Source organism: Methylobacterium sp. yr668 (assembly GCF_900116245.1).
Lineage (GTDB): Bacteria > Pseudomonadota > Alphaproteobacteria > Rhizobiales > Beijerinckiaceae > Methylobacterium.
On sequence record NZ_FOZY01000003.1, the window covers coordinates 191,766 to 215,711 of the forward strand.

Sequence of the window (23,946 nt, forward strand, 5' to 3'; positions counted from 1 at the left end):
CGAGAGGGTGACGCGAGAGGGCGCCGTCGGCCGCTCTAGCGCGCGGCCCCGAGCGCGCCGACGGCGGGGCTCTCCGGATCCGCGTCGGCGATGGGATCCTGGATCAGCGTCCAGTAGCCCAGGGCCGCCACCAGGGCGATCACGGCGCCGGTGATGAAGGCCATGGAGAAATGGCCCGTGCCGCCGACGATGAAGCCTGTCACGGTCGGCGCCAGGGCGCCGCCGATGTAGCCGCCGAAATTCTGCATGGCGCCGAGCGACGCCGTGCAGCTGGCCGGCGCCGCCACGGAGGCCATCGCCCAGGCCGACGACGAGCTCATGTAGACCAGGAACAGCGAGGCCGAGATGCAGGCGATCGCGAGGGTGTCGCTCGGCGTCAGCGCCGCCACCACCGTGAACGCGGCGGTCGCCACCAGGGAGCCGACCATCGGGATCTTGCGGCTGCGGATCGGGTCGACGCCGCGGCGGACGAGGACATCGACGACGCGACCGCCCAGGATCCCGCCCAGCACGCCGAAGGCGAAGGGGATCGAGCCGACGAGGCCGGTCTTCTGCAGGGTGAAGTGCCGCTCGATCTCGAGGTAGCTCGGCAGCCACGCGGTGTAGAGCCACGTCATGTAGATGCAGCCGAAATAGCCGACGATCATCCCCCAGCTGGTGCGGAACCCGAAGAGCCGCCGCCACGCGCTCCAGGTGACCGCGCGGCCGGCGTTCGGGGCATCGCCCTCCTCCAGGAAGGCCCGCTCCCCCGGCGTGAGGTCGGTCTCGCGCGGGTTGCGGAACACGAGGTAGACGATCGCGGCGAGGACGAGGCCGGCCGCGCCCATGATGACGAACATCGCCCGCCAGCCGAAGCTCACCATCAGGAAGGTGAGCAGCGGCAGGGCCAGGAAGGTCCCGAGCGAGGAGGCGCAGTTCCAGATCCCCGTGGCGGTGCCGCGCTGGCGGATGTTGAACCAGTCGCGGGAGACGCGGGCGCAGGTCGGGAAATGCGGCGCCTCGCCGATTCCGAGGACGATCCGGGCGCTCACGAACTGCCAGAACGACGTCACCGCGCCGCCGAGCATCTGGCCGAACGACCAGCAGGTCAGGCCGAGCGTCAGCGTCAGGCGCGGGCCGAGCCGGTCGGCGAGCGCCCCGGCCGGCAGCTGCGCGAAGGCGTAGGCCCAGAGGAAGGCCGAGAGCAGCAATCCCATGTCGGGGATCGAGAGGCCGAGATCCTCGCGGATCAGCGGGTTGGCCACCGCCAGGGTGGCCCGGTCGACGTAGTTGACGACGCCCGCCGTCACCAGCAGGGCGAGCGAGATCGTCTGGATGCGGCGCACGCGCGGCGTTGCGGCCAGGGCCATCGTGTCCTCCCCGAATGACGGGCCCCTTGGGGGTCTCCGCGGCCGGCCGGTCCTTCGCGACTCGTAGCGGCCGCGGAGCATTCTGCACCGAACGCCGCCGGACGGAAGGGCCGCCGCCCCTCGCCTCGCGGCGCCGGGCGTCGTAGACGGGCCGCTCCGTCACCCTTCGAGTCCGCCCGTTGCGCCTGATCCAGATCACCCACCACGACCTCGACGGCTACGGCGCCTCGACGGTCGCCGCCGCCTGCGCCCCGGTCGAGCGCGTCGTCCACGTGCCCCGCTACAGCGATGTCGGCCCGGTCTTCGAGGACGAGATCAAGCGCCTCGGCCGCGCGGCGGAGCGCGAGATCCTGCTGATGACCGACCTCGGCCTGGAGGAGCAGACCATCGCGGGCCTGAAGAAGTTCGCCGCGATGAACCGGCGCCGCGAGGACGGGCAGAAGCACCGCCTCGTGGTCCTCGACCACCACGCCTCCTCCCTCGACCAGATGCGGCGCCTGGGCCTGGACGCGGCGCCCGACGCCGAGCGGCCGGCGCTCCACCGGATCGACCTGGGCGACCCCGAGATCGCCGTGCTGATCGAGGACGACATCTGCGCCACGCGGATGGCCTTCGAGCACCGGTCCCTGTTCGCCGCGCACGAGCCCGCGACCGACCTGTCGAGCCTGCTCACCGCGGTCGATGCCCTCGACCTGTGGCGCAAGGAGAGCCCCGCCTTCCGGGGCGGCCTGGCCCTGGACGAGCTGTTCTGGGAGGTCGTGTCGAGCTACGTGCCGGTCGGGCATCCCTGGCACGACCGGTTCGTGTCCGAGATCCTGCTCGCCGCCGCCGCCGCCCTGCGGGACGGGGCGAGCCCGGCCGAGCTGGAGCGCCGCGCCTCGGCGCTGCGCGCCGGCGTGGTCGACACCCTGCTGCGCGACGCGCCGGACGACGACCCGGCGCTGACGACGCGCATGCGGCTCGCCCGGGCGCTCGCCCGCTCGGATTCCCTGTTCCGCTCGCTGAAGGACGGCACGCTCCTGTCCTTCGCCCTCGATTCGGGCACCTTCCAGCGGGTCTCCGACCTGATCATGGACGCGGGCCGGGCCAAGCGCGTGGTCAACGTCCAGCGGATGGGCACGCTGTCGTTCCGGTCCAACGACGGCACGGCGCTCGACGGCGCCCGCCTGTTCCGCGGCGGCGGCCACCGCGACGCGGCGGGCGGCCGGCTCCAGAGCGGCTCGGCCTTCTCGATGGCGGACGCGATCGCCCAGGTGGAGCCGGTGCTGAACCCGGAGAAGCCGGCCGGCTCGGACAGCCCGTTCGCGGCGCTGAAGAACTGGAAGGGCTGAGCGGCCGGCCTAGAGCCGGAAATCCTCGCCGAGATAGAGCCGGCGCGCGTCCGGGTTCGCCACGATCTCCTCGGGCGTGCCCTCGGTGAGGATGCGGCCGGAATGGGCGATGTAGGCGCGGTCGATCAGGCCCAGCGTCTCGCGGACGTTGTGGTCGGTGATCAGCACGCCGATGCCGCGCTGCTTCAGGTGCTTCACGAGGTCCTGGATGTCGCCGACCGCGATCGGGTCGATGCCCGCGAAGGGCTCGTCCAGCAGCATGAAGGTTGGCGACGAGGCGAGCGCCCGGGCGATCTCGCAGCGCCGCCGCTCGCCGCCCGAGAGCGCGATCGAGGGCGACTTGCGCAGGCGCGCGATGTCGAACTCCTCGAGCAGCGAGTCGAGCTTGCGCGCGCGCGCCTTGCGGTCCGGCTCGACCACCTCCAGCACCGCCCGGATGTTGTCCTCCACGGTGAGCCCGCGGAAGATCGAGGCCTCCTGCGGCAGGTAGCCGATCCCGAGCCGCGCCCGCTGGTACATGGGCAGGTGCGTGATCGGCAGGCCGTCCAGGGTGATGTGGCCGCGATCGGCCGCCACCAGCCCGGTGATCATGTAGAAGATCGTGGTCTTGCCGGCGCCGTTCGGCCCGAGCAGCCCGACGGCCTCGCCGGTGCGCACGGTGAGGCCGGCCTCGTGGACGACCGTGCGGGCGCCGTAGCTCTTGCGCAGGCCGCGCACGCTGAGGATGCCGAGACCGCCCTCCTCGGCCGCGGACCAGCCGTCGGCCTCGGCCGGCTGTTCGGCCTGCCGCGCGCGCCGGCCGAACAGCCGGCCGAGCCAGCCCGTCCGGGCCGGCTCCTGCGGGCCCGCCTGGAACGCCACGGCGCCGCTCAATCGACCTGCGCCTTCGGCCTGGGCGGCGGCTGGCTGCAGCCCTTCGCCTTGCCGTCCTTGGCGTCGGACTTCTCGCCGGGCACGAACAGGGCCGAGACGCGGCCGCCCGCCACCGGGTCCATGTTCGCGCGCCCGGTGTTCATGTCGTAGACGAGCCGCTGCCCGCGGGTGACGTTCTGGCACTGGCTCAGGACGACGTTGCCGGTCAGCACGATCCGCTTGGCGTCCTGGTCGAACACCGCGTGATCGCCCGTGGCGACCTGGTCCTTCTGCACCACCGTCACCGGCCCGGCGCAGTCGACCTTCTGGATCCCGTTCTCGGCGGGGTTCCGCGGCGCCGCGTCGGCACCCTCGTCCCGCGCCTCGGTCTTGTCGCCGCCCTTGGCGCCCTTGCCCGGCGCGTCCTTGCCGCGCTTGTAGGTCACCGTCATGGTCGAGCAGCGGATGGTGCTGTCGCCCTGCACGGCCACGACGTTGCCGGCGAAGACCGCCTTGTTCTCCCGGTCGAACACGTCGAGCCGGTCGGCGTCGATCTTGATCGGATCCTTGCCGCCGCCGCCGATATTGCCGAAGGGCGAATCCTTGCGCGCCGGCTTCTCGGCCAGCGCCGGACCGGCGAGGACCAGCCCGGCCGCCAGGGCGGCGCAGAGGAGGCGGGCGGCGCTCATCGGGCACCGTCCGCGGCTTCGGCGTCCGAGGTCAGGATGCGGGCCTGGGGCTTCTCCCCCGGCGCGTCGCTGACGATGACCACGTGGACGTTGCCCACGAACGAGATCCGCTTGCCGTTCTCGACGACGTCGAGGGTGTCGGCCTTCACGTTGGCCCGCGCGCTCGAGACGGTGACGGGCTCCTGCGAGCTGATGGAGCCGGTCTTGAACGCGACGGCGGCGGAGCGCAGGCGCGCCTCCTCGCCCTTGTCGGTCCAGATGCGGATGTCGTCCTTCAGGTCGAGCGCCTCGCGGGCGGTGTCGAACAGGCCCGACGTCGCCGAGAGGCGGGCGATGCCGCCCTGGTCGTCGGTGGCGATGTGGCCGCGCATCTGCTGCAGCTCGATCTGGCTCGGCTTGCGGACGTCCTGGAGGGCGGCGTCGGCCGTCACCTCGTAGCCGCGCGTGCCCTGGCGGAAGCCCGAGAGCCGCGGGTTCTCCATGCGGACCTTGGAGCCGGCCAGCGTCACCGGGCCGACCGAGACGCCCGGCAACTGCGCCGCGAAGGGATTGAACAGGTAGCCCAGCAGCAGCGCTACCGCGCCGCCGGCGACCACCGGAATCAGCCGGCGCATGGTGCGCACGCGTCCGCTGTGGCGGTACGCCCGGGCGTGGGCCCGGGTCCGCGCCGCCGCGACCGCCTGTCCGTTGCCGGCTTCAGCCTCGACCGGGTTCATGCAGCGTCCGTGAGGCGCGCCCGAGGCGCGCGAGAGGGTTCGGCTCAGACGCCTGCGGCCCCCACCGCGCCCGCGCCTTCGGCCGGGCAATGATCCCGACCGGTGGCGAAGTTATGGCTCGACCATTTCCGAATGATCAACCGAACCCACAATCATGCCGAACGGATGTGTGTGGAGACACACGCCGCGCGCGCCGTCCTAGCAGCGCGCGGCGCGGGTCTCCGCAGTCCTACGCGCCCCGCGCGGCCGCGAGCGCCGCCGCCACCGTGCGGGCGAAGGCCGCCGGGTCGCGGGGGCTGTCGCCGTCCTGGATGCGGGCGAGGTCGAGGAGCGTGCCGGCGGCCTGCGGCACCTCCGATTCGGGTGCCGCGGCCAGCGCCCGAATCAGCGGGTGGCGCGGGTTGATCTCCAGGACCGGCTGCCCGGCACCGGCCCGCCCGGCCCGGCGCATGAGCCGCTGCATCTGCAGGTCGGGTCCGCCGGTGCCGGCCGAGAGGACCACGGCCGAATCGACGAGCCGGTCGGTTGTGCGCACGTCCGAGACCTCGGCGCCGAGGGCCGTCTTCACGGCGGCGACGAAGGAGTCGATGCCCTCCGGCGCCTCCGGCTGCTCGCCCTCCGGCGCGAACTTCGACAGGTCGAGGCCGCCCTTGGTGATCGAGCGGAGCGGCTTCTCGTCGAAGGTGCCGAGCTGATCGGGCCAGAAGGCGTCGACGTGGTCGGAGAGGAGCAGCACCTCGAGGCCGCGGGCCCGGAAGCCCTCCAGCTGCGGCGACGACTTGAGCGCCTCGGCGTCGTCGGCGACGAGGTAGTAGATCGCCTCCTGGCCGTCCTTCATGCGGGACACGTAGTCGGGCAGCGAGGTCCAGCCCTCGACCGCCGAGGAGCGGAAGCGCAGGAGCGGCGCGATCTCGCCCCGGCGCTCGAAATCCTCGTAGATGCCCTCCTTGAGGACGGGGCCGAAATTCTCCCAGAAGGACTGGTAGCCCTCCGCGTCCTTGGCGCGGGTGGTGAGTTCGGAGACGACGCGCCCGGTGACCGCGCGGCGGATCCGGGCGAGCGCCGGGGTCGATTGCAGCATCTCGCGGGAGACGTTCAGCGGCAGGTCCTCGGTGTCGACGACGCCCTGGACGAAGCGCAGCCACGGCGGCAGCAGCTCGGCCTCGTCGGTGATGAACATCCGCCGGACATGCAGCCGGACCTTGCTCTGCCGCTCGTTCTCGAGGGCCTGGAACGGCTTCGAGCCGGGGATGAACAGAAGCGCGGAGAACTCGAGCTGCCCCTCGGCGCGCCAGTGGAGCGTCGCCCACGGCTTGTCGAAGTTCATGCCGATGGAGTGGTAGAATTCCTCGTACTGCTCCTCGGTGACCTCGGACTTCGCCTTGCGCCAGAGCGCGGTGCCCTGGTTGGCCGACTCGTCCTTGCCGTCGCGCACGACGGCGATCGGCACCGTGATGAAGTCGGCCCATTTCCGCACGAGATGGTCGAGGCGGTAGGGCTCGAGGTACTCGTCGGCATCCGCCTTGAGGTGCAGCACGATGTCGGTGCCGGGCTCGGCCCGCGTCGCCGGCTCCAGCGTGTAGCTGCCCTGTCCCTCCGAGGCCCAGGTCCAGGCCTCGTCGCTGCCGGCGCGGCGCGACGTGACGGTGACGCGGTCGGCGACCATGAAGGCCGAGTAGAAGCCGACGCCGAACTGGCCGATCAGGCTCGGCCGGTCCTCGGCCTTGGCGGATTCGAGCGTCTGCGAGAAGGCCCGCGTGCCGGAGCGCGCGATGGTGCCGAGGTTGGTGGCGAGATCCTCCTTGGTCATGCCGATGCCGGCGTCCGACACGGTGAGGGTCCGCGCCTCCTTGTCGGGCGCGATGCGGACCTTGGCGTCCGGCGGCAGCGCGCTCGCCGCCGAGGTCAGGGCCTCGAACCGCCGCCGGTCCATGGCGTCGGCCGCGTTGGCGACGAGCTCGCGCAGGAAGATCTCGCGGTCGGAGTAGAGCGCGTGCACGACGAGGTCGAGGAGGCGTCCCACCTCCGCCCCGAATTCGTGCCGCTCGATCGTCTCGCTCACGGGTGATGCCTCCGCTGTGGGGAAATTGCGGTGGCGATATGCTGGCGAACGGGGCCGTTTTCAATGCGAAAGACGGCCGGCCCCGGCCTCCGACGCGCGCCTCGGGCAGTGCCCCCGCGCGCCGCGGCCGGTCAGATCTCGATCTCGGTGCCCACCTCGACGATCTGCCGGGTCGGCAGGCCGAAATGGGCGCCGGTGCGCTCGGCGTTCCGCTTCATGAAGGCGAACAGGCCCTCCCGCCACGGCGCCATGCCGGGATGGGTCGGCGACGGGATCACCACCTCGTGGCCCACGAAATACGTCATGTCCTCCAGGTATTCCGGCGGCAGCAGCCCGCTCGCCACCGCGCATTGCAGCCCCTCGGGGATCGAGGCGGTCTGCATGAAGCCGTAGCGCAGCACGACGCGCTCCATGCCGGGCGTGTACTTCGAGATCGCCTTGCGGATCCCCTGCGCCACCAGCGTGACCTGCGCCCGCTCGCTCGCCGGGATCACCGGCTCCTCCTCGTAGACGACGGTGATCAGCAGGATCCGCTCGTGCAGGCAGCGGCTGCGCTCCAGCAGGCGGCCGAGCGCCATCGGGATGCCCTCGGTGGCGGCGGTCAGGAAGGCCGCGGTGCCGGGCAGCGTCACCGGCGGGTGCGAGCCGAGGCTGGAGAGGAAGGAGGCCTCGGACATGCGCATGGTCTGGCGGACGGATTCGAGGACGTGGTTGCCCTTCATCCAGGTCAGCATCAGGAAGGCCACCACGCCGGCGAGCAGCAGCGGAAACCAGCCGCCCTCGAACAGCTTCACGCTGTTGGCGGAGAAGAACACGAGGTCGATGCCGAGGAAGAAGCCGTTGACCGCGAGGACCAGGACCGGGTTGTAGCCCCAGCGGAGCGCGATCAGCGCGGCGAGCAGCGTGGTGATGCCCATGAGCGCCGAGACCGCGATGCCGTAGGCGCCGGCCAGGGCGTCGGAAGAGCCGAACACCACAACGGCCGTCAGGGTCGCCACGGCGAGCAGCCAGTTCACCGCCGGCACGTAGATCTGGCCGCGCTCGTCCTCATCGGTGTGCACCACCCGCATCATTGGCATGAAGCCGAGCTGGATCGACTGCTGGGTGAGCGAGTAGACGCCCGAGATCACCGCCTGCGAGGCGATGACGGTCGCCATCGTGGCGAGCGCCACCAGCGGGTAATGCGCCCAGTCCGGCGCGAGCCGGTAGAACGGGTTCTCGATCGCGCTCGGGTCGGCGATGATCAGCGCGCCCTGGCCGCAATAGTGGATCAGCAGCGCCGGCAGCACGAGGCCGAACCACGCGATCCGGATCGCCGGGGCGCCGAAATGGCCGAGATCGGCGTACATCGCCTCGCCGCCGGTCACCGCCAGGAAGGCCGCGCCGAGCATCAGGAAGCTGACATGCCAGCCGGCATGGATCAGGAAGTCCACCGCCCGGAACGGGTTGGCCGCCGCCAGGATCTCCGGCGCGTGCAGGATGCTCGGGACCGCGAGCAGGACCAGGACGACGAACCAGACGAGCATGACCGGTCCGAACACCCGACCGATGGCGGCGACGCCCTTGTGCTGGACCAGGAACAGACCGACCAGGATGGCGAGGGTGATCGGCACGACGTACGGCCCGAGTGACGGCGCGTCGATCTTCAACCCCTCGATCGCCGACAGCACCGAGATCGCCGGCGTGATCGCGCCGTCGCCGTAGAGCAGGGCCGCGCCGATCAGCCCGACCACCAGCAGCAGCGCCTTCCACGTCCCCGGCCGGGCGTGCCGCGCGCCGAGCAGCGCCAGCATGGCGACGATGCCGCCCTCGCCGCGGTTGTCGGCGCGCAGGATCAGCACCGCGTATTTCAGCGACACGATCAGGATCAGCGACCACAGGATCAGCGACACCGCGCCGGTGGCCGCCGCAGCAACCGAGGCGCCGCCGGCGGTCGCCGCCTTCACGGCCTCCTTGAACGCGTAGAGCGGGCTCGTGCCGATGTCGCCGTACACGACGCCCAGCGCGCCCAGCATCAGCGCGCCGCCGGGCCCGTGCCGGACCGCGCCGGGCTTGCGCGCCACCGGCGCCGCCGGACGATCGACCGCCGGGGCAGCCGCGGAAGGCAGGGCTTGGCTCACGGTCGGGTCCGGTCGATGGCGTCGCGGTTGGCCGAAATCTTAGCGAGTCGGTCGCGCGGCGATAGACTCGGCAGATCTCCCGAGCGACCGCGGCGAAGACTTGTCACCCGAACGTGATGACAGTCGAGCGACCGCTTCGGCCCCGCCGCGCCGGCGGCGCGCGGGGCCCGCCGATCAGGCGGCGTCGAGCCCCAGGTCGATGATCGCCGCCGAATGGGTGATCCAGCCGCAGGAGATCAGGTCGACCCCCGAGGCCGCGACGGCCCCGACCGTCTCGCGGGTGATCCGGCCCGACGCCTCGGACAGGGCGCGCCCGTCGATCATCGCCACGGCGCGGCGGAGCAGGTCGGGCCCCATATTGTCGAGGAGCACCGCGTCGATCCCGACCGACAGGGCCTCCTCCAGCTGCTCCAGGCTGTCGACCTCGCACTCGATCTTCACCAAGTGGCCGGCCCGGGACCTGGCGCGCTCGATCGCCGGGACGATGCCGCCGGCCACCGCCACGTGGTTGTCCTTGATCAGCACCGCGTCGTCGAGGCCGAAGCGGTGGTTCGAGCCGCCGCCGGCCCGGACCGCGTGCTTCTCCAGGGCGCGCAGGCCCGGCGTCGTCTTGCGGGTGCAGACGATCGAGGCCTTGCCGTGCGGGCGCGCGGCCTCGACGAGGCCGTGGGTGGCGGTGGCCACGCCCGACATCCGGCAGAGCAGGTTCAGCGCCACGCGCTCGGCCGTCAGGATCGCCCGCGCCGGCCCCTCGAGGCGCAGCACCACGTCGCCCGGCGCCACGCGGGCGCCGTCGCCGCGCTCGACCGTCACGCTGACGGCCGGGTCCACCAGCGCGAAGGCGATGGCGGCGGCGTCGGTGCCCGAGATGACGCCGTCCTGCCGGGAGGCGATCACGCCGCGCATCCGCTCGCCCGGGGGGACGATGGCGTCGGTGGTGATGTCGCCGGCCCGGCCGAGATCCTCCAGCAGGGCGGCGCGCACCACGGGCTCCACGAGGAGCCGCGGCAGGGGGAGGATCTCATCGGAGAGAACCGACTGGGTCATGGCGTCAGCGCCTCCTCGGCGGACGGGGTCGCGGCGATCAGGTCGGCCAGCGTCGCCTCGGTGTGCGCGGCCGGGGCGAGATGGGGGAAGTCGCTGCGCCAGTGGGCGCCGCGGCTCTCCCGGCGGGCGAGCGCGCCGCGGGCGATGAGCAGCGCCACGAGGGCGGCGTCGCAGGTCTCAGCCCCCGCCTCGAGGACGGCGACGGCTTCCTCGAGGCCGGCGGCGTCGCGCACGACGCCGACCCTGCGCTCCATCAGCGCGCGGATCGCCGGCAGGTCGCCGGCGGCACGGACAGACACGGCCTCGGGCACGATCGCGGCGGGCGGCGGCGTGTCGAGCCTGTCGGCGATGAAGCGCGCGTAGGCGAGGCCCTCCAGCAGGGAGTTGCTGGCGAGCCGGTTGGCGCCGTGGAGGCCCGTCGAGGAGACCTCGCCGCAGGCGTAGAGGCCCGGCACCGAGGTGGCGCCGTACGCGTCCACCTTCACGCCGCCCATGTGGTAGTGCGCCGCCGGGCGGACCGGGATCGGCTGCACGGCGGGGTCGATGCCGGCGGCGGCGCAGAGCCCCGCCACGGTCGGGAAGCGCGTCGGCATCGCGGCGCCGAGCGCGCCGCGGGCGTCGAGATAGACCGTGCGGCCCCGCTGCAGCGCCTGGAAGATGCCGCGGGCGACCACGTCGCGCGGCGCGAGGTCGCCGCCCGCGATGCCGGCCATCACGGCAGCGCCGGTCTCGTCGATGAGGCGGGCGCCCTCGCCGCGCAGGGCCTCGGTCGCGAGCGGCATCGGGTCGGCGCCGGCCGCGATGGCCGTCGGGTGGAACTGCACGAACTCCATGTCGCGCATCACCGCGCCGGCCCGGGCGGCGAGCGCCAGCCCGCGGCCGACGGCGCCCGGCGGGTTGGTGGTCGCCGCGTAGAGGGCGCCGACGCCGCCGGTGGCGAGCACCACCGCGCGGGCCGGGATGCGGAACAGCGCGCCGTCGCGCGCGGCGACGATGCCGGCCACCGCCCCGCGCGTGTCCCGGAGCAGGTCGCAGGCCCGCGCCGTGACAACCTCGACGGAGGGGGCCTCCAGCACGGCCCGCACGAGCCCTTCGAGGACGCGGGCGCCGGTGGCGTCGCCGCCGGAGCGGACGATGCGGCGGCGGCCGTGGGCCGCCTCGAGCCCGAGGGCCAGCGCGCCGTCGTCGGTGCGGTCGAACGGGACGCCGATCCGCACGAGCCAGTCGATCAGCGCGGGGCCCTCCGCGGCGACCCGGAGCGCCACGTCGGGCTCGGTGAGCCCGGCGCCGGCGGCCTCCGTGTCGGCGGCGTGGAGCGCCGCCGCGTCGTCGGCGCCGACCGCGGCCGCGATGCCGCCCTGGGCCCAGCCGGTGGCGGTGCCGAGGCCGAGGGCCGAGGCCGTGACCAGCGTCACCGGGCGGGGCGCGAGGCGCAGCGCGACGCTGAGGCCCGCGACGCCGCCGCCGACCACGACGACGCGGTCGGCGCTGTTCGGGGAGATCGCGTTCATCGTGTGCGCACCTCGAGCATGCGCTCGACCGCGGCCCGGGCGCGGTCGGCGAGCGCCGGGTCGACCGTGACCTCGTGGGTCATCGTCTCGAGCGACCGCCGGATGTTGCGCAGGCTCATCCGCTTCATGTGCGGGCACATGTTGCAGGGCTTGATGAACTCGATGTCCGGGTTCTGCGCCGCGATGTTGTCCGCCATGGAGCACTCGGTGACGAGTACTACCTGCTTCGGCCGCTTCTCGACGACGAAGTCCATCATCATCGCGGTGGAGCCTGAGAAGTCCGATTCGGCCACCACGTCCGGCGGGCATTCCGGGTGCGCGATCACGGTCACCCCGGGATAGCTGTCGCGGACGTCGCGGATGTCGGCCGGGGTGAAGCGCTCGTGCACCTCGCAGTGGCCGGCCCAGGTCAGGATCTCGACCTCCGGGATCTCGGCCTGGACGTTCTGCGCGAGGAACTCGTCGGGGATCATGAGGACGCGGGGGGCGTTCAGCGACTTCACCACCGCGACGGCGTTGCCGGAGGTGCAGCACAGGTCGGACTCGGCTTTCACGGCCGCCGAGGTGTTCACGTAGGTCACGATCGGCACGCCCGGGTACTTGGCGCGCAGGCCGCGCACGTCTGCTGCGGTGATCGAATCGGCCAGCGAGCAGCCGGCGCCCATGTCGGGGATGAGCACGGTCTTGCTCGGGTTCAGGAGCTTGGCCGTCTCGGCCATGAAGTGAACGCCCGCCAGCACGATCACGTCGGCGTTCACGTTCACCGCCTCGCGGGCCAGCGCGAGGCTGTCGCCCACGATGTCGGCCACCGTGTGGAAGATCTCGGGCGCCTGGTAGTTGTGCGCCAGGATCACGGCGTTGCGCTCCCGCTTCAGGCGCAGGATCGCCTCGATGTCGGGTGCGAGCGCCGGCCACTCGATCGCGGGGACGTGCCGGCTGACGCGTGCGTACAGATCCGGAAGGGGCAGGCCCGGGATCGTCGTGCGGGAGACGGGTGCAACGGTCGCCGTCATGGCGTCCTCCATTATGCTCAGTTTGAGCATTGTGCCGTCTAACTTATGGGGGCCGGACGCGCCTGTCCAGATATGCTAGCTGTGAGCATAAATCTTTTGCGGTGCGATGTTACGCTGCGCCGCCGAAGGCTCGAGCGCTCAGCAGAAGGTCGCCGGGTCAGGTCCGATCCGGCCGTCGGCCCGGTCGAGGCCGGCGATCCGCGCCATCTCGTCCGCGCCGAGCTCAAAATCGAACAGCGCGATGTTCTCCGCGATGCGCCGCGGGGTGGCGGTCTTGGGGATCGCCACGCATCCGATCTAAATCTGCCAGCGGAGCACCACCTGGGCGGGCGTCTTCCCGTGCGCTTCCGCGATTGCGAGGATGACCGGGTCGTTCAGCTCCTTGCCCCGGCCGAGCGGGCTCCACGACTCGGTCACGATCCCGTGACGGGCGTCCTCCGCGCGCGGTTCTTTGCGCTGGAAATAGGGGTGCAGCTCGATCTGGTTGACGGCCGGGGCCACGTCGGTCTCGCCGATCAGCGTGGCGAGGTGCTCGGGCGAGAAGTTCGACACGCCGATGGACTTCGCGCGGCCCTCCTTCCGGAGCTCGATCAGCGTCTTCCAGGTCTCGACGAACAGGCGACGCTGCGGGCACGGCCAGTGGATCAGGTACAGGTCGACATAGGGGAGACCGAGTTGCCGCAGGCTCTCGTCGAAGGCGCGCCTCGCCTCGTCGCGGCCCTGGCGATCGTTCCAGAGCTTCGTGGTGAGGAAGATCTCCTCGCGGGGGATCCCCGCGTCCCGGATGCCGCGCCCGACGCCCGCCTCGTTGCCGTACGCCGCGGCCGTGTCGATAAGCCGATAGCCGGCGCGGAGGGCCTGTCCGACGAGATCCGGAGCCTGGGCGTCCGATAGCTGCCAGCAGCCGTAGCCGATCTGCGGGATGTGTCGGCCGTCGTTGAGCGGCAGGGTCGGGATGGCCATGAGGCGAGGCTCCGGTGTCGTGGTCCGATCAACCCAAACGCTCGCAGCGGGACGCGTTCCAAGGCGTCACCGTTCTCGCGAGCGCAGCGAAGCAAGGACGGAGCGATCGGGTCACGACATGGATCCAGCGCCCGTAGCGGCGGAGCCGCGCTGAACGGGCGCAGTCTGGACAGGATCTAATCCATCCGGCCGGACGTTGGCGCACCAGATTCCAAGCTGCGCGCGGCGTCCCACGCGCGGTGCACGGGCTGGATGGCAGCATGACAGACGCGACTCCGACGAAGCCGCTCGCGCTGACGCGGCGGGCCGTGGTGGAGGGCTGTGCGGTGGCCGGCGCACTCGGTGCCCTCGGTTTCCGGCCCAGTCCCGCGATGTCCGCGGCGGCGCCGGGCGATCCGGCTCCGCAGACCATGCCGGTGCGGCTCACCATCAATGGCCAACCGCACGATCTCGTCCTCGACACCCGCACGACGCTCCTCGACGCCCTGCGCGAGCACCTCGCGCTCACCGGCACCAAGAAGGGCTGCGATCACGGCCAGTGCGGGGCCTGCACGGTCCTGGTCGACGGCCGGCGGATCAATTCCTGCCTGACGCTCGCGGCGATGCACGAGGGCGACCCGATCACCACGATCGAGGGCTTGGCGGACGGGGACAAGCTCCACCCGATGCAGGCGGCGTTCCTGGAGCATGACGGCTTCCAGTGCGGCTACTGTACGCCGGGCCAGATCTGCTCGTCGGTCGGCATGCTGAGCGAGGCCAAGGCCGGCTGGCCGAGCCACGTTACCGAGGACGTCGCGGCGACTCCGACACTCAGCGACGCCGAGATCCGCGAGCGGATGAGCGGCAACATCTGCCGCTGCAGCGCCTACCCGAACATCGTCGCGGCGATTCGCGACGCCGCTGCCACCAAACTCTGAGGAGGCGCAGATGAAGGCCTTTGCCTACGAGCGCCCCGCCACCGTGCAGGACGCCGCGAAGCTCGCGGCCGAGCGGCCGAACGCCAAGTTCATCGCTGGCGGCACCAACCTTCTCGACCTTATGAAGCTCCAGATCGAGACTCCGGCCACGTTGATCGACGTCAACCGGCTGCCGCTCGACACGGTCGAGGCCACGCAGGATGGCGGCCTGCGCATCGGCGCGCTCGTCCGCAACGCCGACCTCGCCGCCGACCCACGGGTCCGGAAGGACTACGCCGTGCTGGCGAAGGCGCTGCTCGCCGGCGCCTCGGGCCAGTTGCGCAACAAGGCGACGACGGCCGGCAACCTGCTCCAGCGGACGCGGTGCTACTATTTCTACGACACCGCTATGCCCTGCAATAAGCGTGAGCCCGGCTCGGGCTGCTCGGCGATCGGCGGGTTCAACCGCATCATGGCAGTGGTCGGCGCGAGCGAGGCCTGCATCGCCACCAACCCGTCCGACATGAACGTCGCCATGCGGGCCCTCGACGCGACCGTGGAGACCGTCAACCCGGACGGGCAGGCGCGCAGCATCCCGATCGCCGACTTCCACCGGCTGCCCGGCGACACGCCGCAGATCGAGACCGAGCTGCGCAAGGGCGAGATCATCACGGCCGTGACGCTGCCGAAGCCGGTGGCCGGCACGCACATCTATCGGAAGGTCCGCGACCGGGCGTCCTACGCCTTCGCGACCGTGTCGGTGGCCGCCGTGATCGCGGGCGCCGAGGGCGGCAAGCCTCAGGCCGCGCGGCTCGCCTTCGGTGGCCTCGCGCACAAGCCCTGGCGCGTGGCCGAGGCCGAGGCGGCGCTGGTGCAGACCGGCTCGGCCGACGCTGCCGCCGACGCGGTGCTCAAGGGCGCCCGCGGCTACGGCAGCAACGACTTCAAGATCCCGCTGACGCGCCGGACCCTTCGGGCCGTCGTGGCGCAGGCGACCCGCGCGTAGATCCCGGCAAGGACCGTTCCCATGGAGATGAACCAGCCGATCGGCCGGACGCCCCTCGACGACCGGCCCGACGGGCTCGTCGGCAAGCCGCTGAACCGAGTCGAAGGCAAGCTCAAGGTCACGGGTCACGCGCCCTACGCGTACGAGACCCGGGCCCTGAAGACCCCCGCCTACGGCTTCATCGTGCCGGCGGCGATCGCTTCCGGCACGATCCGGTCGATCGACGCGGAGGCCGCCCGCAAGGCGCCCGGCGCGATCCTGGTGATGACCCACGAGAACGTGCCCGAGCAGGGCGAGAAGAAGGAGCAGGTCTGGCCGCAGCTCCAGGGGACGGAGATCCGGTTCTACGGGCAGCCGGTCGCCTTCGTGGTCGCCGAGACCTTCGAGCAGGCGCGCGCCGCCGCGATGCTGGTCAAGGTCCGGTACGACGCGGCCAAGCCCAAGGGGCTGCTCAAGGACAGCCTGGCGGCGGCCTACGAGCCGAAGCCGGTCAACTCGCCGCCGGATTCCAAGCTCGGCGACTTCGACGCCGCCTTCGCGGCCGCACCGGTCAAGCTCGACGTGGAGTATGTCACGCCGAACCAGATCCACGCGCATATGGAGCCGCACGCCACCATCGCGTCCTGGGAGGGCGACGGGGTCGTGCTCTACACGGCCAACCAGATGCCGAACCGGGGCCAGAAATCCCTCGGCTCGGTGCTCAAGCTCCCCCCCGAGAAGGTGCGCATCGTCAGCCCCTATATCGGCGGCGGATTCGGCGCGAAGCTGCAGGTCCAGCCGGAGGCGACGCTCGCGATCCTGGCCTCGAAGGTGATCCAGCGTCCCGTGAAGGTCGCGCTCACCCGGCAGCAGGAGTTCCACGTCGCGACCCACCGGACTGACACGATCCAGCGGATCCGACTCGGCGCCGACCGCGACGGCCGGCTCTCCGCGATCAGCCACGAATCCTGGTCCGACACCGCCGAGGGCGACGGGTTCTTCGAGACCTCGGCCAATGTCACCCGCTCTCTGTACGCCGCGCAGAACCGCGTGACGCGCCATCGGCTGGTCAACCTCAACATGCCGATCGCCTCGGCGATGCGCGCTCCCGGGGAGGCCGTAGGCCAGCTCGCCTTCGAGTGCGCCATGGACGAGCTCGCCGAGCAGCTGAAGATCGACCCGATCGAACTCCGGGTGCGCAACGAGCCGGCCGAGGATCCCGAGAAGAAGGTCCCGTTCTCGACCCGCAAGCTGGTGCCCTGCATGCGCGAGGGCGCGCGCCTGTTCGGCTGGGACAAGCGGCAGGCCGCGGGCTCCCGGCGCGAGGGCAACTGGCTCGTCGGCATGGGCATGTCGGCGGCCGCGCGCCTCAACCCGCTGATGCCGTCCGCCGCGAAGGTCCGCCTCGGGCCGGACGGCGTGCTGGTGGTGCGGATGGCGATGACCGATCCCGGCACCGGCACCTACACGATCCTGACCCAGATCGCCGGCGAGATGCTGGGGCTGCCGCCCGAGCGCGTGCGGGTCGAGATGGGCGACACCGACTTCCCGTTCGCGGCCGGCTCCGGGGGATCCTTCGGCGCCGGCTCTGCGGGCTCGGCGCTCTACGTCGCCTGCGACAACCTCCGGCAGGCCCTGCTCAAGGCCGGCGACCTCAACCCGGACGGCGCCACCTTCCGCGACGGCGCGGTCACATCCGGCAACCGCACCGAGTCGCTTACCGATCTCGCCAAGTCCGGGCTGGAGGCCTCCGGCGAGATCAAGCCCGGCGAGATGAAGCAGAAGTTCTCGCAGTACTCGTACGGAGCGCACTTCGCCGAGGTCGGGGTCGACGTCGATACCGGCGAGATCCGGCTCCGGCGGATGCTCGGCGTGTTCACCGGCGGGCGCATCCTCAACGCCAAGACCGCGCGCAGCCAGGCGATCGGCGGCATGACCTTCGGCGTCGGCGCGGCTCTGATGGAGGATGCGGTGGTCGATCCGCGCTACAGCTACTTCGTCAACCACGACATGGCCGAGTACCACGTGCCGGTCCACGCCGACCTTCCGGAGATCGACGCGGTGTTCCTGCCGGAGCTCGACGACAAGGCGAACCCGCTGAAGAGCAAGGGGCTCGGTGAGCTCGGCATCTGCGGCGCCGGCGCCTCGCTCGCCAACGCGATCTACAACGCCACCGGGATCCGGGTCCGCGACTACCCGATGACCCTCGACAAGATGCTCAAGGGCTTCGAGGAGCAGGAGGGCCAGGCGCAGCGGCGGACCTGAGGGCCAGACTGCCCGGGGGCCGCGCTCGCCAGCGGAGCGACGGCCCCAGTTGACGCAGGCGCGCCCAGGCGGGACACCCGGCGAAAAGCCGCCCGCGGGGAGCGCCCGGTGTCTGACAGCCAGCACGATGACCGCCGTCCGCCGGCCCGCTTCAACGCGGCGCGGTACTGCCTCGCCGAGAACGCGCGCCTGCGTCCCGACAAGACCGCCCTGGTGATGGTCGGCGACGGCACCGCGGACCGCCTCAGCTTCGGCGAAGTCGAGCGGGCGGTGCGCGGCATCGCGGCGGGTCTCCTCGGCCTCGGCCTGAGGCCCGGCGACCGGGTGATGATCCGGATGGGCAACGAGGCCGACTACGTCCTCGTCTACTTCGGCGCCCTGGCGGCCGGCCTCGTGGCGCTGCCGTCCTCGCCACAGCTCACCGAGAGCGAGGCGGCGTTCCTCATGGACAATTCCAGTGCCGCCGCCGTGGTGATCGGAAGCGGCTGCACGGTCGCGCCCGAGGCCCTGGGCGGGCGCCTCCTGCTCGACGCCGCCGCGGTCTCTGCCCTGAAGGCTGGCCCGCCCCTGCCCGACTACGCCGACACCGCCGCCGACGACCCGGCGATGCTGATCTACACCTCCGGCACGACGAGCCGGCCCAAGGGGGTGCTGCACGCCCACCGCGCCGCCTATGGCCGCCGCCCCATGCTCGACCACTGGCTCGGGCTCACCGAATCCGACGTGATGCTCCACGCCGGCACCATGAACTGGACCTACACGCTGGGCGTCGGCCTGAGCGATCCCTGGTCGGTGGGCGCGACCGCGGTGCTCTACAACGGCCCGCGCGATCCCGGGGTCTGGCCGCGCCTGATCGCGGCGTACGGCGCGACCCTGTTCGCCGCCGTCCCGACGCTCTACCGCCAGATCCTCAAATACGGCGACCTCGGCGCCCACGACCTGTCGAGCCTCCGCCACGGCTGCACGGCCGGCGAGCCCCTCGCGGTGGAGCTGCTGGAGGCTTGGCGGCAGGCCACCGGCAAGCCCCTCTACGAGGCGCTGGGGATGAGCGAGATCTCGACCTACATCTCCAGCGGCCCGACCATCCCGGTGCGCCCCGGCTCGCCCGGCAAGCCGCAGCCGGGCCGGCGGGTGGCGATCCTGCCCGTGGCGGGCGAGCCCGTGCCGCTCCCGGCCGGAGAGAGCGGGCTCCTCGCCGTCCACCGGACCGAGCCGGCGCTGATGCTCGGCTACTGGAACCGGCCGGAGGAAGAGGCGGAGGTCATGCGCGGCGACTGGTTCGTCGGCGGCGATCTCGCCCGCCTCGACGCCGACGGCTACCTCTGGTTCGAGGGCCGCAACAACGACCTGATGAAGGCGATGGGCTACCGGGTCTCGCCGAACGAGGTGGAGGCGGTGCTGTCGACCCACCCGTCCGTGGCGGAAGTGGGCGTCGCCGAGCTGCCGGTCCGGGCGGACGTCTCGGTCATCTGCGGCTTCGTGGTGCTGCAGGCGGGCGCCGAGCCCGACGCGGAGGCCCTGCTCGCGTGGTGCGCCGAGCGGCTCGCCGCCTATAAGCGCCCGCGGGAGATCCGCTTCCTCGACGCCCTGCCGCGTACGGCGAACGGAAAGGTCCAGAGGAAGCGGCTGGCCGAGGCGGTTACGGGATGATGCGCGGAGGTCTTCCTACAGCAGCGTCCCGCGCAGGATGAGCAGCGCCACCGAGAAGTAGATGACGAGGCCGGTGACATCGACCAGCGTCGCCACGAAGGGCGCCGAGGCGGTGGCCGGATCGAAGCCGATCCGCTGGAGCAGGAACGGCAGCATCGAGCCGGCGAGCGAACCGAAGGTCACGATCCCGACCAGCGCCGCGCCGACCGTGGCGGCAACCAGCGGCCAGTGCGCGCCGTAATCGTAGAGGCCGAGCTTCTGCCACGCGACGATCCGGATCACCGCGATCACGCCGAGGATCGCGCCGAGGAAGATCCCGGTCGGCAATTCGCGCAGCGCCACCCGCCACCAGTCGCGCAGGCGGATCTGGTGGAGCGCCAACGCCCGGATCAGCAGCGAGGTCGCCTGCGAGCCGGAATTGCCGCCGGAGCTCATGATGAGCGGGATGAACAGGGTCAGGACGATCGCCTTCTCCAGCTCGCCCTCGAAGCCCTGCATGGCCGAGGCGGTGAGCATCTCCGACAGGAACAGCGCGCACAGCCAGCCGGCCCGCTTCCGGATCATCGTGAAGAAGCCGATATCCATGTAGGGCTCGGGCAGCGCCTCCATGCCGCCGAAGCGCTGCACGTCCTGCGTCTGCTTCTCGATCATCGCGTCGATCATGTCGTCGACGGTGACGATGCCGATCACGTGGCCGACCGCGTCGACGACCGGCAGCGCCAGGAGGTCGTACTTGGAGATGAGCCGGGCCGCCTCCTCGCGGCTCGCCGTGGGCGAGACCGCGAGCGGCCGGCGTCCCGGCGCGACGCTGAGCACGTTGTCGCCCGGGTCCCCCGAGATCAGGCGCCGCAGGGGCACCGCCTTGGTGAGCGCGCGGGTGCGCGGGTCGAGCACGAAGATCGCGTAGATCGTCTCCCGGGTCTTCTCGACGTGGCGGATGTGCTCCAGCGTCTGGCCCACCGTCCAGGTCCCCGGCACGGTGACGAACTCGGTGGTCATCAGCGAGCCCACGGTCTCCTCGCCGTAGGCCGACAGGCGATCGACAGCGCCGCGGGTCTCGGCGTCGAGGCGGGCACGCAGGTCGGAGCGGCCCGGCTCCTCGATCTCGCGGAACACGTCCGTGACCCGGTCGGCCGACATGCCCGACAGGTAGCCCGCGACCCGGTCCCGCGGCAGCATCTCGATGATGTCGGCGGCGCAGTCGAGTTCCGGCTGGTCCAGCACCTCGATCGCCCGCTCCAGCGGCAGGCCGAGCAGGATGGCGGCGGCGACCTCGGGTGCCTCGTCGTTCAGGGCCTCGACGATGTCGGGCGCCCGTTCGTCCGACAGGCGGGCGGCCAGCACGGAGGGATCGACGCGCGTATCGAAGGGGGCGATCTCGTTCATGGCCTCGCCTCGTGGGTTACGAGGCGACGCGGCGCCGGTCATCCTGGGTCTGGGCCGTGGCCGGCCGCCGCGTCGGTCGCCCCGCGGCCGGGCCTCTCAGCGGCTCAGGCGGAACGACGGCACGGGGCCGGGCACGGCAGGCACGATCGGTCGGGCACGTCGCTTCGCGGGTCGCTGCTGGAATGGGAGCGCGACACCGTCGAGGACACCGTCGCGCGGGTGCGTCGTGCGCCCGGGCGCGGGGCCCGTCAAGCCGAAACCGCGCCCATCCGCAGCCGATGCCGAACAGGGCTCCGGCGGGTGGCCGCGCGGCCACGGAACGACCCCGCGCCGCCCACGGCCAGGCTCCCTATGAGAAATATAAGTGTTGTGCTCGCTTGTATTGCGTCCAAGATATTGCCTATATGGATCGCAGCAACAGCGAGGAGAAACGCCATGGCTTGGTCTGCCCCGATCGTGTCCGAGATCTGCGTCGGCATGGAAGTCACCAGCTACGAGTCCGCCGAGATCGACACGTTCAACTAAGTCGCGCGCGGTCCGGAGCGCGGTTCGCTCCGGCCTTCGTGGCCTCTCTATCCATCGCATCAACTTACCTGGAGGAAATCATGGCTTGGTCCGCCCCCGTCGTCTCCGAGATCTGCGTCGGCATGGAAGTCACCAGCTACGAGTCCGCTGAGATCGACACCTTCCACTAAGACGTCGTTCTGACGTTTCCGGGCGCTGCTTCATCCGAAGCGGCGCCTTTTTCTTTGCGCGCTCGACACGAGCCGCGCCTCGGCTTGACGGGCCGCACCAAACCTGTGCCGCTGCGGCGCCCCGGACCAGCCGGGCCTGCGGAGCGAGCGAGGACCAGTTTGGCGGACAGCGCGCACACGGCCGATCGGTCGATCCCCCCCTGCCCGATCACCGGTGCCCCCGCTCTGCGCTGCGTCGAGCGCCTGGACGCCGGCTTCCTGACGCTCCTCTGGCACTATTCCGGCGGCGTCGATGTCGGGCCGCTGCTCCGCCCCGCCGGCACGTTCCGGCTCTGGGAATCTCCTACGGGACTGATCTTCTTCGATCCGCCGGTGGCCGGCGACGCGGCCTTCTACCGGGCGTTTTACGGCCGGATCGCCGCGCACGATAAGCTCGCCGGCCCGGAGACGGAGCGCCTGGAATTCCGCCAGGCCGCCGCGCACGTCCCGTCCGGAGCCCGGGTGCTCGATGTCGGTTGCGGCCACGGCGGGTTCCGCGCCTACGTGCCGGACGCCACCTATACCGGCCTCGATCCGAACTTCTCCGCCGAGGACCCGACCGGCGCGATCCTCGACGAGACCGTGGAGGCGCACGCGGCGCGCGTCGGGCCGGTCTACGACGTCGCCTGCGCGTTCCAGGTGATCGAGCACGTGGCGGACCCGCTGGGTTTCGCCCGGGCGCTCGCGGCCTGCGTCAAGCCGGGTGGCGTGGTCCTGATCGGCACGCCGCTATGGCCCTCGCCCAACACCACGGTCCCGAATTTCGTCATCAACGCGCCGCCCCACCACCTGACGTGGTGGACGCCCAGAGCCCTGGAGGCGCTGGCCGGGACGCTCGGCTGCACGCCCGAGGCCGTCCACGCCATCGGCATGGACCGGCACGATTCGCTGATCCACTGGATGGCCAAGGTCAGCCCCGTCCGCTGCCGCGACCGCTTCTTCCGGCGGACGTGGTCCTGGGCGGCGGCGCTCGCCTTCGCGTACGGCGTCGGCGCCGTCCTCGACCGCGTCCTGCCGGTGCCGAAGCGGACCCGCCCGAACGCGCTACTGCTCGCGGCGCGCAAGGCGGCCTGCCCCGTCACGCCACGAACAGCCCCGCGATCGCCGCGCTCGTGAGGTTCGACAGCGTCCCCGCGAGGATGGCCCGCAGGCCGTACCGGGCGACCTCCGAGCGCCGCTCCGGGACGAGGCTGGAGAAGCTCGCGAGCTGGATCGCGATCGACGCGAGATTCGCGAAGCCGCACAGGGCGAAGCAGACGATGGCCTGCGCCCGCGGCTCGAGGGTTCCGGCTTTCAGGACCGGCGACAGGTTGGCGTAGGCCAGGAACTCGTTGAAGGCGAGCTTCTGGCCGATCGCCCCGCCGACCAGGGTCGCCTGGCCCCAGGGCACGCCGAGCAGCCACGCCAGCGGGGCGAGCGCCCAGCCGAGCACGCCCTCGAACGAGGCAGACGGGTAGCCGATCCAGCCGCCGAGGGTGCCGAACAGGCCGTCCGCCAGCGCGATCAGCCCGACGAAGGCGATCAGCATGGCCCCCACCGAGACCGCCACCGCGAGCCCCTTCTGAGTGCCGTCGGCCGCCGCCTCGATGATGTTGGCCGCCCGTGTCTCGCCGAACTCTACCCGGGTGGTGGCGATCCGGGTCGGCTCCGTCGAGGGCATCAGGATCTTGGCGTAGACGAGGCCCCCCGGGATCGCCATCACGGAGGCCGCGAGCAGGTAGGTCATGGGCACGCCGAGCGCCGCGTAGCCGGCCAGGATCGAGCCCGCCGTCGACGCGGCGCCGCTCGACATGACGGCGAACAGCTCGGCGCCGGTCAGCAGGGCGAGGAACGGGCGCAGGGCGACGGCGATCTCGCTCTGGCCGATAGCGATCGTGATCACCGCCGAGAACGACTCGATCGGCGAGGTGCCGAGGATCCGCCGGAGCACGGCGCCGAGCCCGCGGGCGAGCGCCTGCATCACGCCGAGGTGGTAGAGCACGCCGATCAGCGCGGAGACGTAGAGGATCTGCGGCAGGACCCGCAGCGCCAGGATGAAGCCTGAGCCGCCGAACAGCTCGAACATCTTCGGCTCGACGAGGCCGCCGAACAGGAAGGCCGTGCCGCGGTCGCCGTAGGACAGCACGGTCACGACCGCGTCCGCGGCGGCGCGCAGCGCGGCCTGCCCGGCGGGCAGGAACAGGACCAGCGCGCCGAGGCCGACCTGCAAAGCCAGTCCCGTGAGGACCACGCGGGGACTGATCGCCCGCCGGTTGGTCGAGAACAGGAACGCGACCGCGAGCAGCACGAGCAGGCTGAGGCCGGCATGGGTCAGGCGGTCGAGCATCGCGTCCTTCGGGTCCGAGCTTGGCCGGAGCGCATGGAAGGATCGGGCCAG

General features: G+C 71.6%; 19 protein-coding genes and 1 pseudogene. 8 read left to right on the forward strand and 12 right to left on the reverse strand.

The window, feature by feature from the left end; all coding sequences use genetic code 11:
* Window positions 1–35: 35 nt before the first annotated feature.
* A complete protein-coding gene (locus BM419_RS05495) occupies window positions 36–1,349 on the reverse strand; it encodes an MFS transporter (RefSeq protein WP_091925300.1) in 1,314 nt (437 codons plus the stop codon).
* A 179-nt stretch (window positions 1,350–1,528) separates the two neighbouring features.
* On the opposite strand from BM419_RS05495, the gene BM419_RS05500 reads away from it, so the two are divergent.
* Window positions 1,529–2,680: a dimethylmenaquinone methyltransferase gene (locus BM419_RS05500; RefSeq protein WP_091925304.1), complete on the forward strand. Its 1,152-nt coding sequence runs from the start codon at window positions 1,529–1,531 to the stop codon at window positions 2,678–2,680.
* 9 nt (window positions 2,681–2,689) lie between these two features.
* On the opposite strand, the gene lptB is transcribed toward BM419_RS05500, so the two are convergent.
* The 9 genes and pseudogenes from lptB to BM419_RS05545 all read right to left on the reverse strand — a co-directional run bounded on the left by lptB (window position 2,690) and on the right by BM419_RS05545 (window position 13,653).
* Window positions 2,690–3,487 (reverse strand): LPS export ABC transporter ATP-binding protein, encoded by a 798-nt coding sequence (gene lptB / locus BM419_RS05505; protein WP_234082960.1) that lies wholly within the window; start codon window positions 3,485–3,487, stop codon window positions 2,690–2,692.
* Between the two features lie 62 nt (window positions 3,488–3,549).
* Window positions 3,550–4,221: an LptA/OstA family protein gene (locus tag BM419_RS05510; RefSeq protein ID WP_091925307.1), complete on the reverse strand. Its 672-nt coding sequence runs from the start codon at window positions 4,219–4,221 to the stop codon at window positions 3,550–3,552.
* Complete coding sequence (lptC, locus tag BM419_RS05515; protein ID WP_042671243.1) at window positions 4,218–4,937, reverse strand: LPS export ABC transporter periplasmic protein LptC; 720 nt, start codon at window positions 4,935–4,937, stop codon at window positions 4,218–4,220. Before lptC ends, BM419_RS05510 begins: the two co-directional genes overlap by 4 nt.
* 229 nt (window positions 4,938–5,166) lie before the next feature.
* On the reverse strand, window positions 5,167–6,999 hold the full coding sequence (gene htpG / locus BM419_RS05520; RefSeq protein ID WP_091925310.1) for a molecular chaperone HtpG: 1,833 nt from the start codon (window positions 6,997–6,999) through the stop codon (window positions 5,167–5,169).
* Window positions 7,000–7,130: 131 nt separating this feature from the next.
* A complete protein-coding gene (locus BM419_RS05525) occupies window positions 7,131–9,014 on the reverse strand; it encodes a potassium transporter Kup (protein WP_244540712.1) in 1,884 nt (627 codons plus the stop codon).
* A 279-nt stretch (window positions 9,015–9,293) separates the two neighbouring features.
* Complete coding sequence (gene nadC / locus BM419_RS05530; RefSeq protein ID WP_042671249.1) at window positions 9,294–10,166, reverse strand: carboxylating nicotinate-nucleotide diphosphorylase; 873 nt, start codon at window positions 10,164–10,166, stop codon at window positions 9,294–9,296.
* Window positions 10,163–11,677 carry an L-aspartate oxidase gene (locus BM419_RS05535; RefSeq protein WP_091925316.1) on the reverse strand — a complete coding sequence of 505 codons (1,515 nt, stop codon included), beginning with the start codon at window positions 11,675–11,677 and terminating at the stop codon, window positions 10,163–10,165. The genes nadC and BM419_RS05535 overlap by 4 nt, the downstream gene beginning before the upstream one ends.
* Window positions 11,674–12,690 (reverse strand): quinolinate synthase NadA, encoded by a 1,017-nt coding sequence (gene nadA / locus BM419_RS05540; protein WP_091679341.1) that lies wholly within the window; start codon window positions 12,688–12,690, stop codon window positions 11,674–11,676. The genes BM419_RS05535 and nadA overlap by 4 nt, the downstream gene beginning before the upstream one ends.
* A gap of 138 nt (window positions 12,691–12,828) precedes the next feature.
* A pseudogene (locus tag BM419_RS05545) lies at window positions 12,829–13,653 on the reverse strand (aldo/keto reductase).
* Window positions 13,654–13,913: 260 nt separating this feature from the next.
* Between BM419_RS05545 and paoA the strand changes: the two are divergent.
* The 4 genes from paoA to BM419_RS05565 all read left to right on the forward strand — a co-directional run bounded on the left by paoA (window position 13,914) and on the right by BM419_RS05565 (window position 19,449).
* Window positions 13,914–14,570 (forward strand): aldehyde dehydrogenase iron-sulfur subunit PaoA, encoded by a 657-nt coding sequence (gene paoA, locus BM419_RS05550; protein ID WP_091679074.1) that lies wholly within the window; start codon window positions 13,914–13,916, stop codon window positions 14,568–14,570.
* 10 nt (window positions 14,571–14,580) lie between these two features.
* Window positions 14,581–15,555 carry an FAD binding domain-containing protein gene (locus tag BM419_RS05555; RefSeq protein WP_020090593.1) on the forward strand — a complete coding sequence of 325 codons (975 nt, stop codon included), beginning with the start codon at window positions 14,581–14,583 and terminating at the stop codon, window positions 15,553–15,555.
* A 21-nt stretch (window positions 15,556–15,576) separates the two neighbouring features.
* Window positions 15,577–17,799: a xanthine dehydrogenase family protein molybdopterin-binding subunit gene (locus BM419_RS05560; RefSeq protein ID WP_091925319.1), complete on the forward strand. Its 2,223-nt coding sequence runs from the start codon at window positions 15,577–15,579 to the stop codon at window positions 17,797–17,799.
* Window positions 17,800–17,907: 108 nt separating this feature from the next.
* Complete coding sequence (locus BM419_RS05565) at window positions 17,908–19,449, forward strand: acetate--CoA ligase (RefSeq protein WP_091925321.1); 1,542 nt, start codon at window positions 17,908–17,910, stop codon at window positions 19,447–19,449.
* A 15-nt stretch (window positions 19,450–19,464) separates the two neighbouring features.
* On the opposite strand, the gene mgtE is transcribed toward BM419_RS05565, so the two are convergent.
* Complete coding sequence (gene mgtE / locus BM419_RS05570) at window positions 19,465–20,835, reverse strand: magnesium transporter (protein WP_020090596.1); 1,371 nt, start codon at window positions 20,833–20,835, stop codon at window positions 19,465–19,467.
* Between the two features lie 435 nt (window positions 20,836–21,270).
* On the opposite strand from mgtE, the gene pqqA (BM419_RS05575) reads away from it, so the two are divergent.
* From pqqA (BM419_RS05575) to BM419_RS05585, 3 genes are all read left to right on the forward strand, one after another.
* Window positions 21,271–21,360, forward strand: a complete 90-nt coding sequence (pqqA, locus tag BM419_RS05575; RefSeq protein ID WP_007559223.1) for a pyrroloquinoline quinone precursor peptide PqqA — start codon at window positions 21,271–21,273, stop codon at window positions 21,358–21,360.
* An 80-nt stretch (window positions 21,361–21,440) separates the two neighbouring features.
* A complete protein-coding gene (gene pqqA / locus BM419_RS05580; RefSeq protein WP_020090597.1) occupies window positions 21,441–21,530 on the forward strand; it encodes a pyrroloquinoline quinone precursor peptide PqqA in 90 nt (29 codons plus the stop codon).
* A gap of 159 nt (window positions 21,531–21,689) precedes the next feature.
* Window positions 21,690–22,685, forward strand: a complete 996-nt coding sequence (locus BM419_RS05585; protein ID WP_091925324.1) for a class I SAM-dependent methyltransferase — start codon at window positions 21,690–21,692, stop codon at window positions 22,683–22,685.
* Here BM419_RS05585 and BM419_RS05590 read toward each other — a convergent pair.
* The gene (locus tag BM419_RS05590; RefSeq protein ID WP_091925326.1) at window positions 22,648–23,895 is read right to left on the reverse strand and encodes a NupC/NupG family nucleoside CNT transporter; all 1,248 of its coding nucleotides are present in this window, start codon (window positions 23,893–23,895) and stop codon (window positions 22,648–22,650) included. The genes BM419_RS05585 and BM419_RS05590 overlap by 38 nt on opposite strands.
* Window positions 23,896–23,946: the final 51 nt, after the last annotated feature.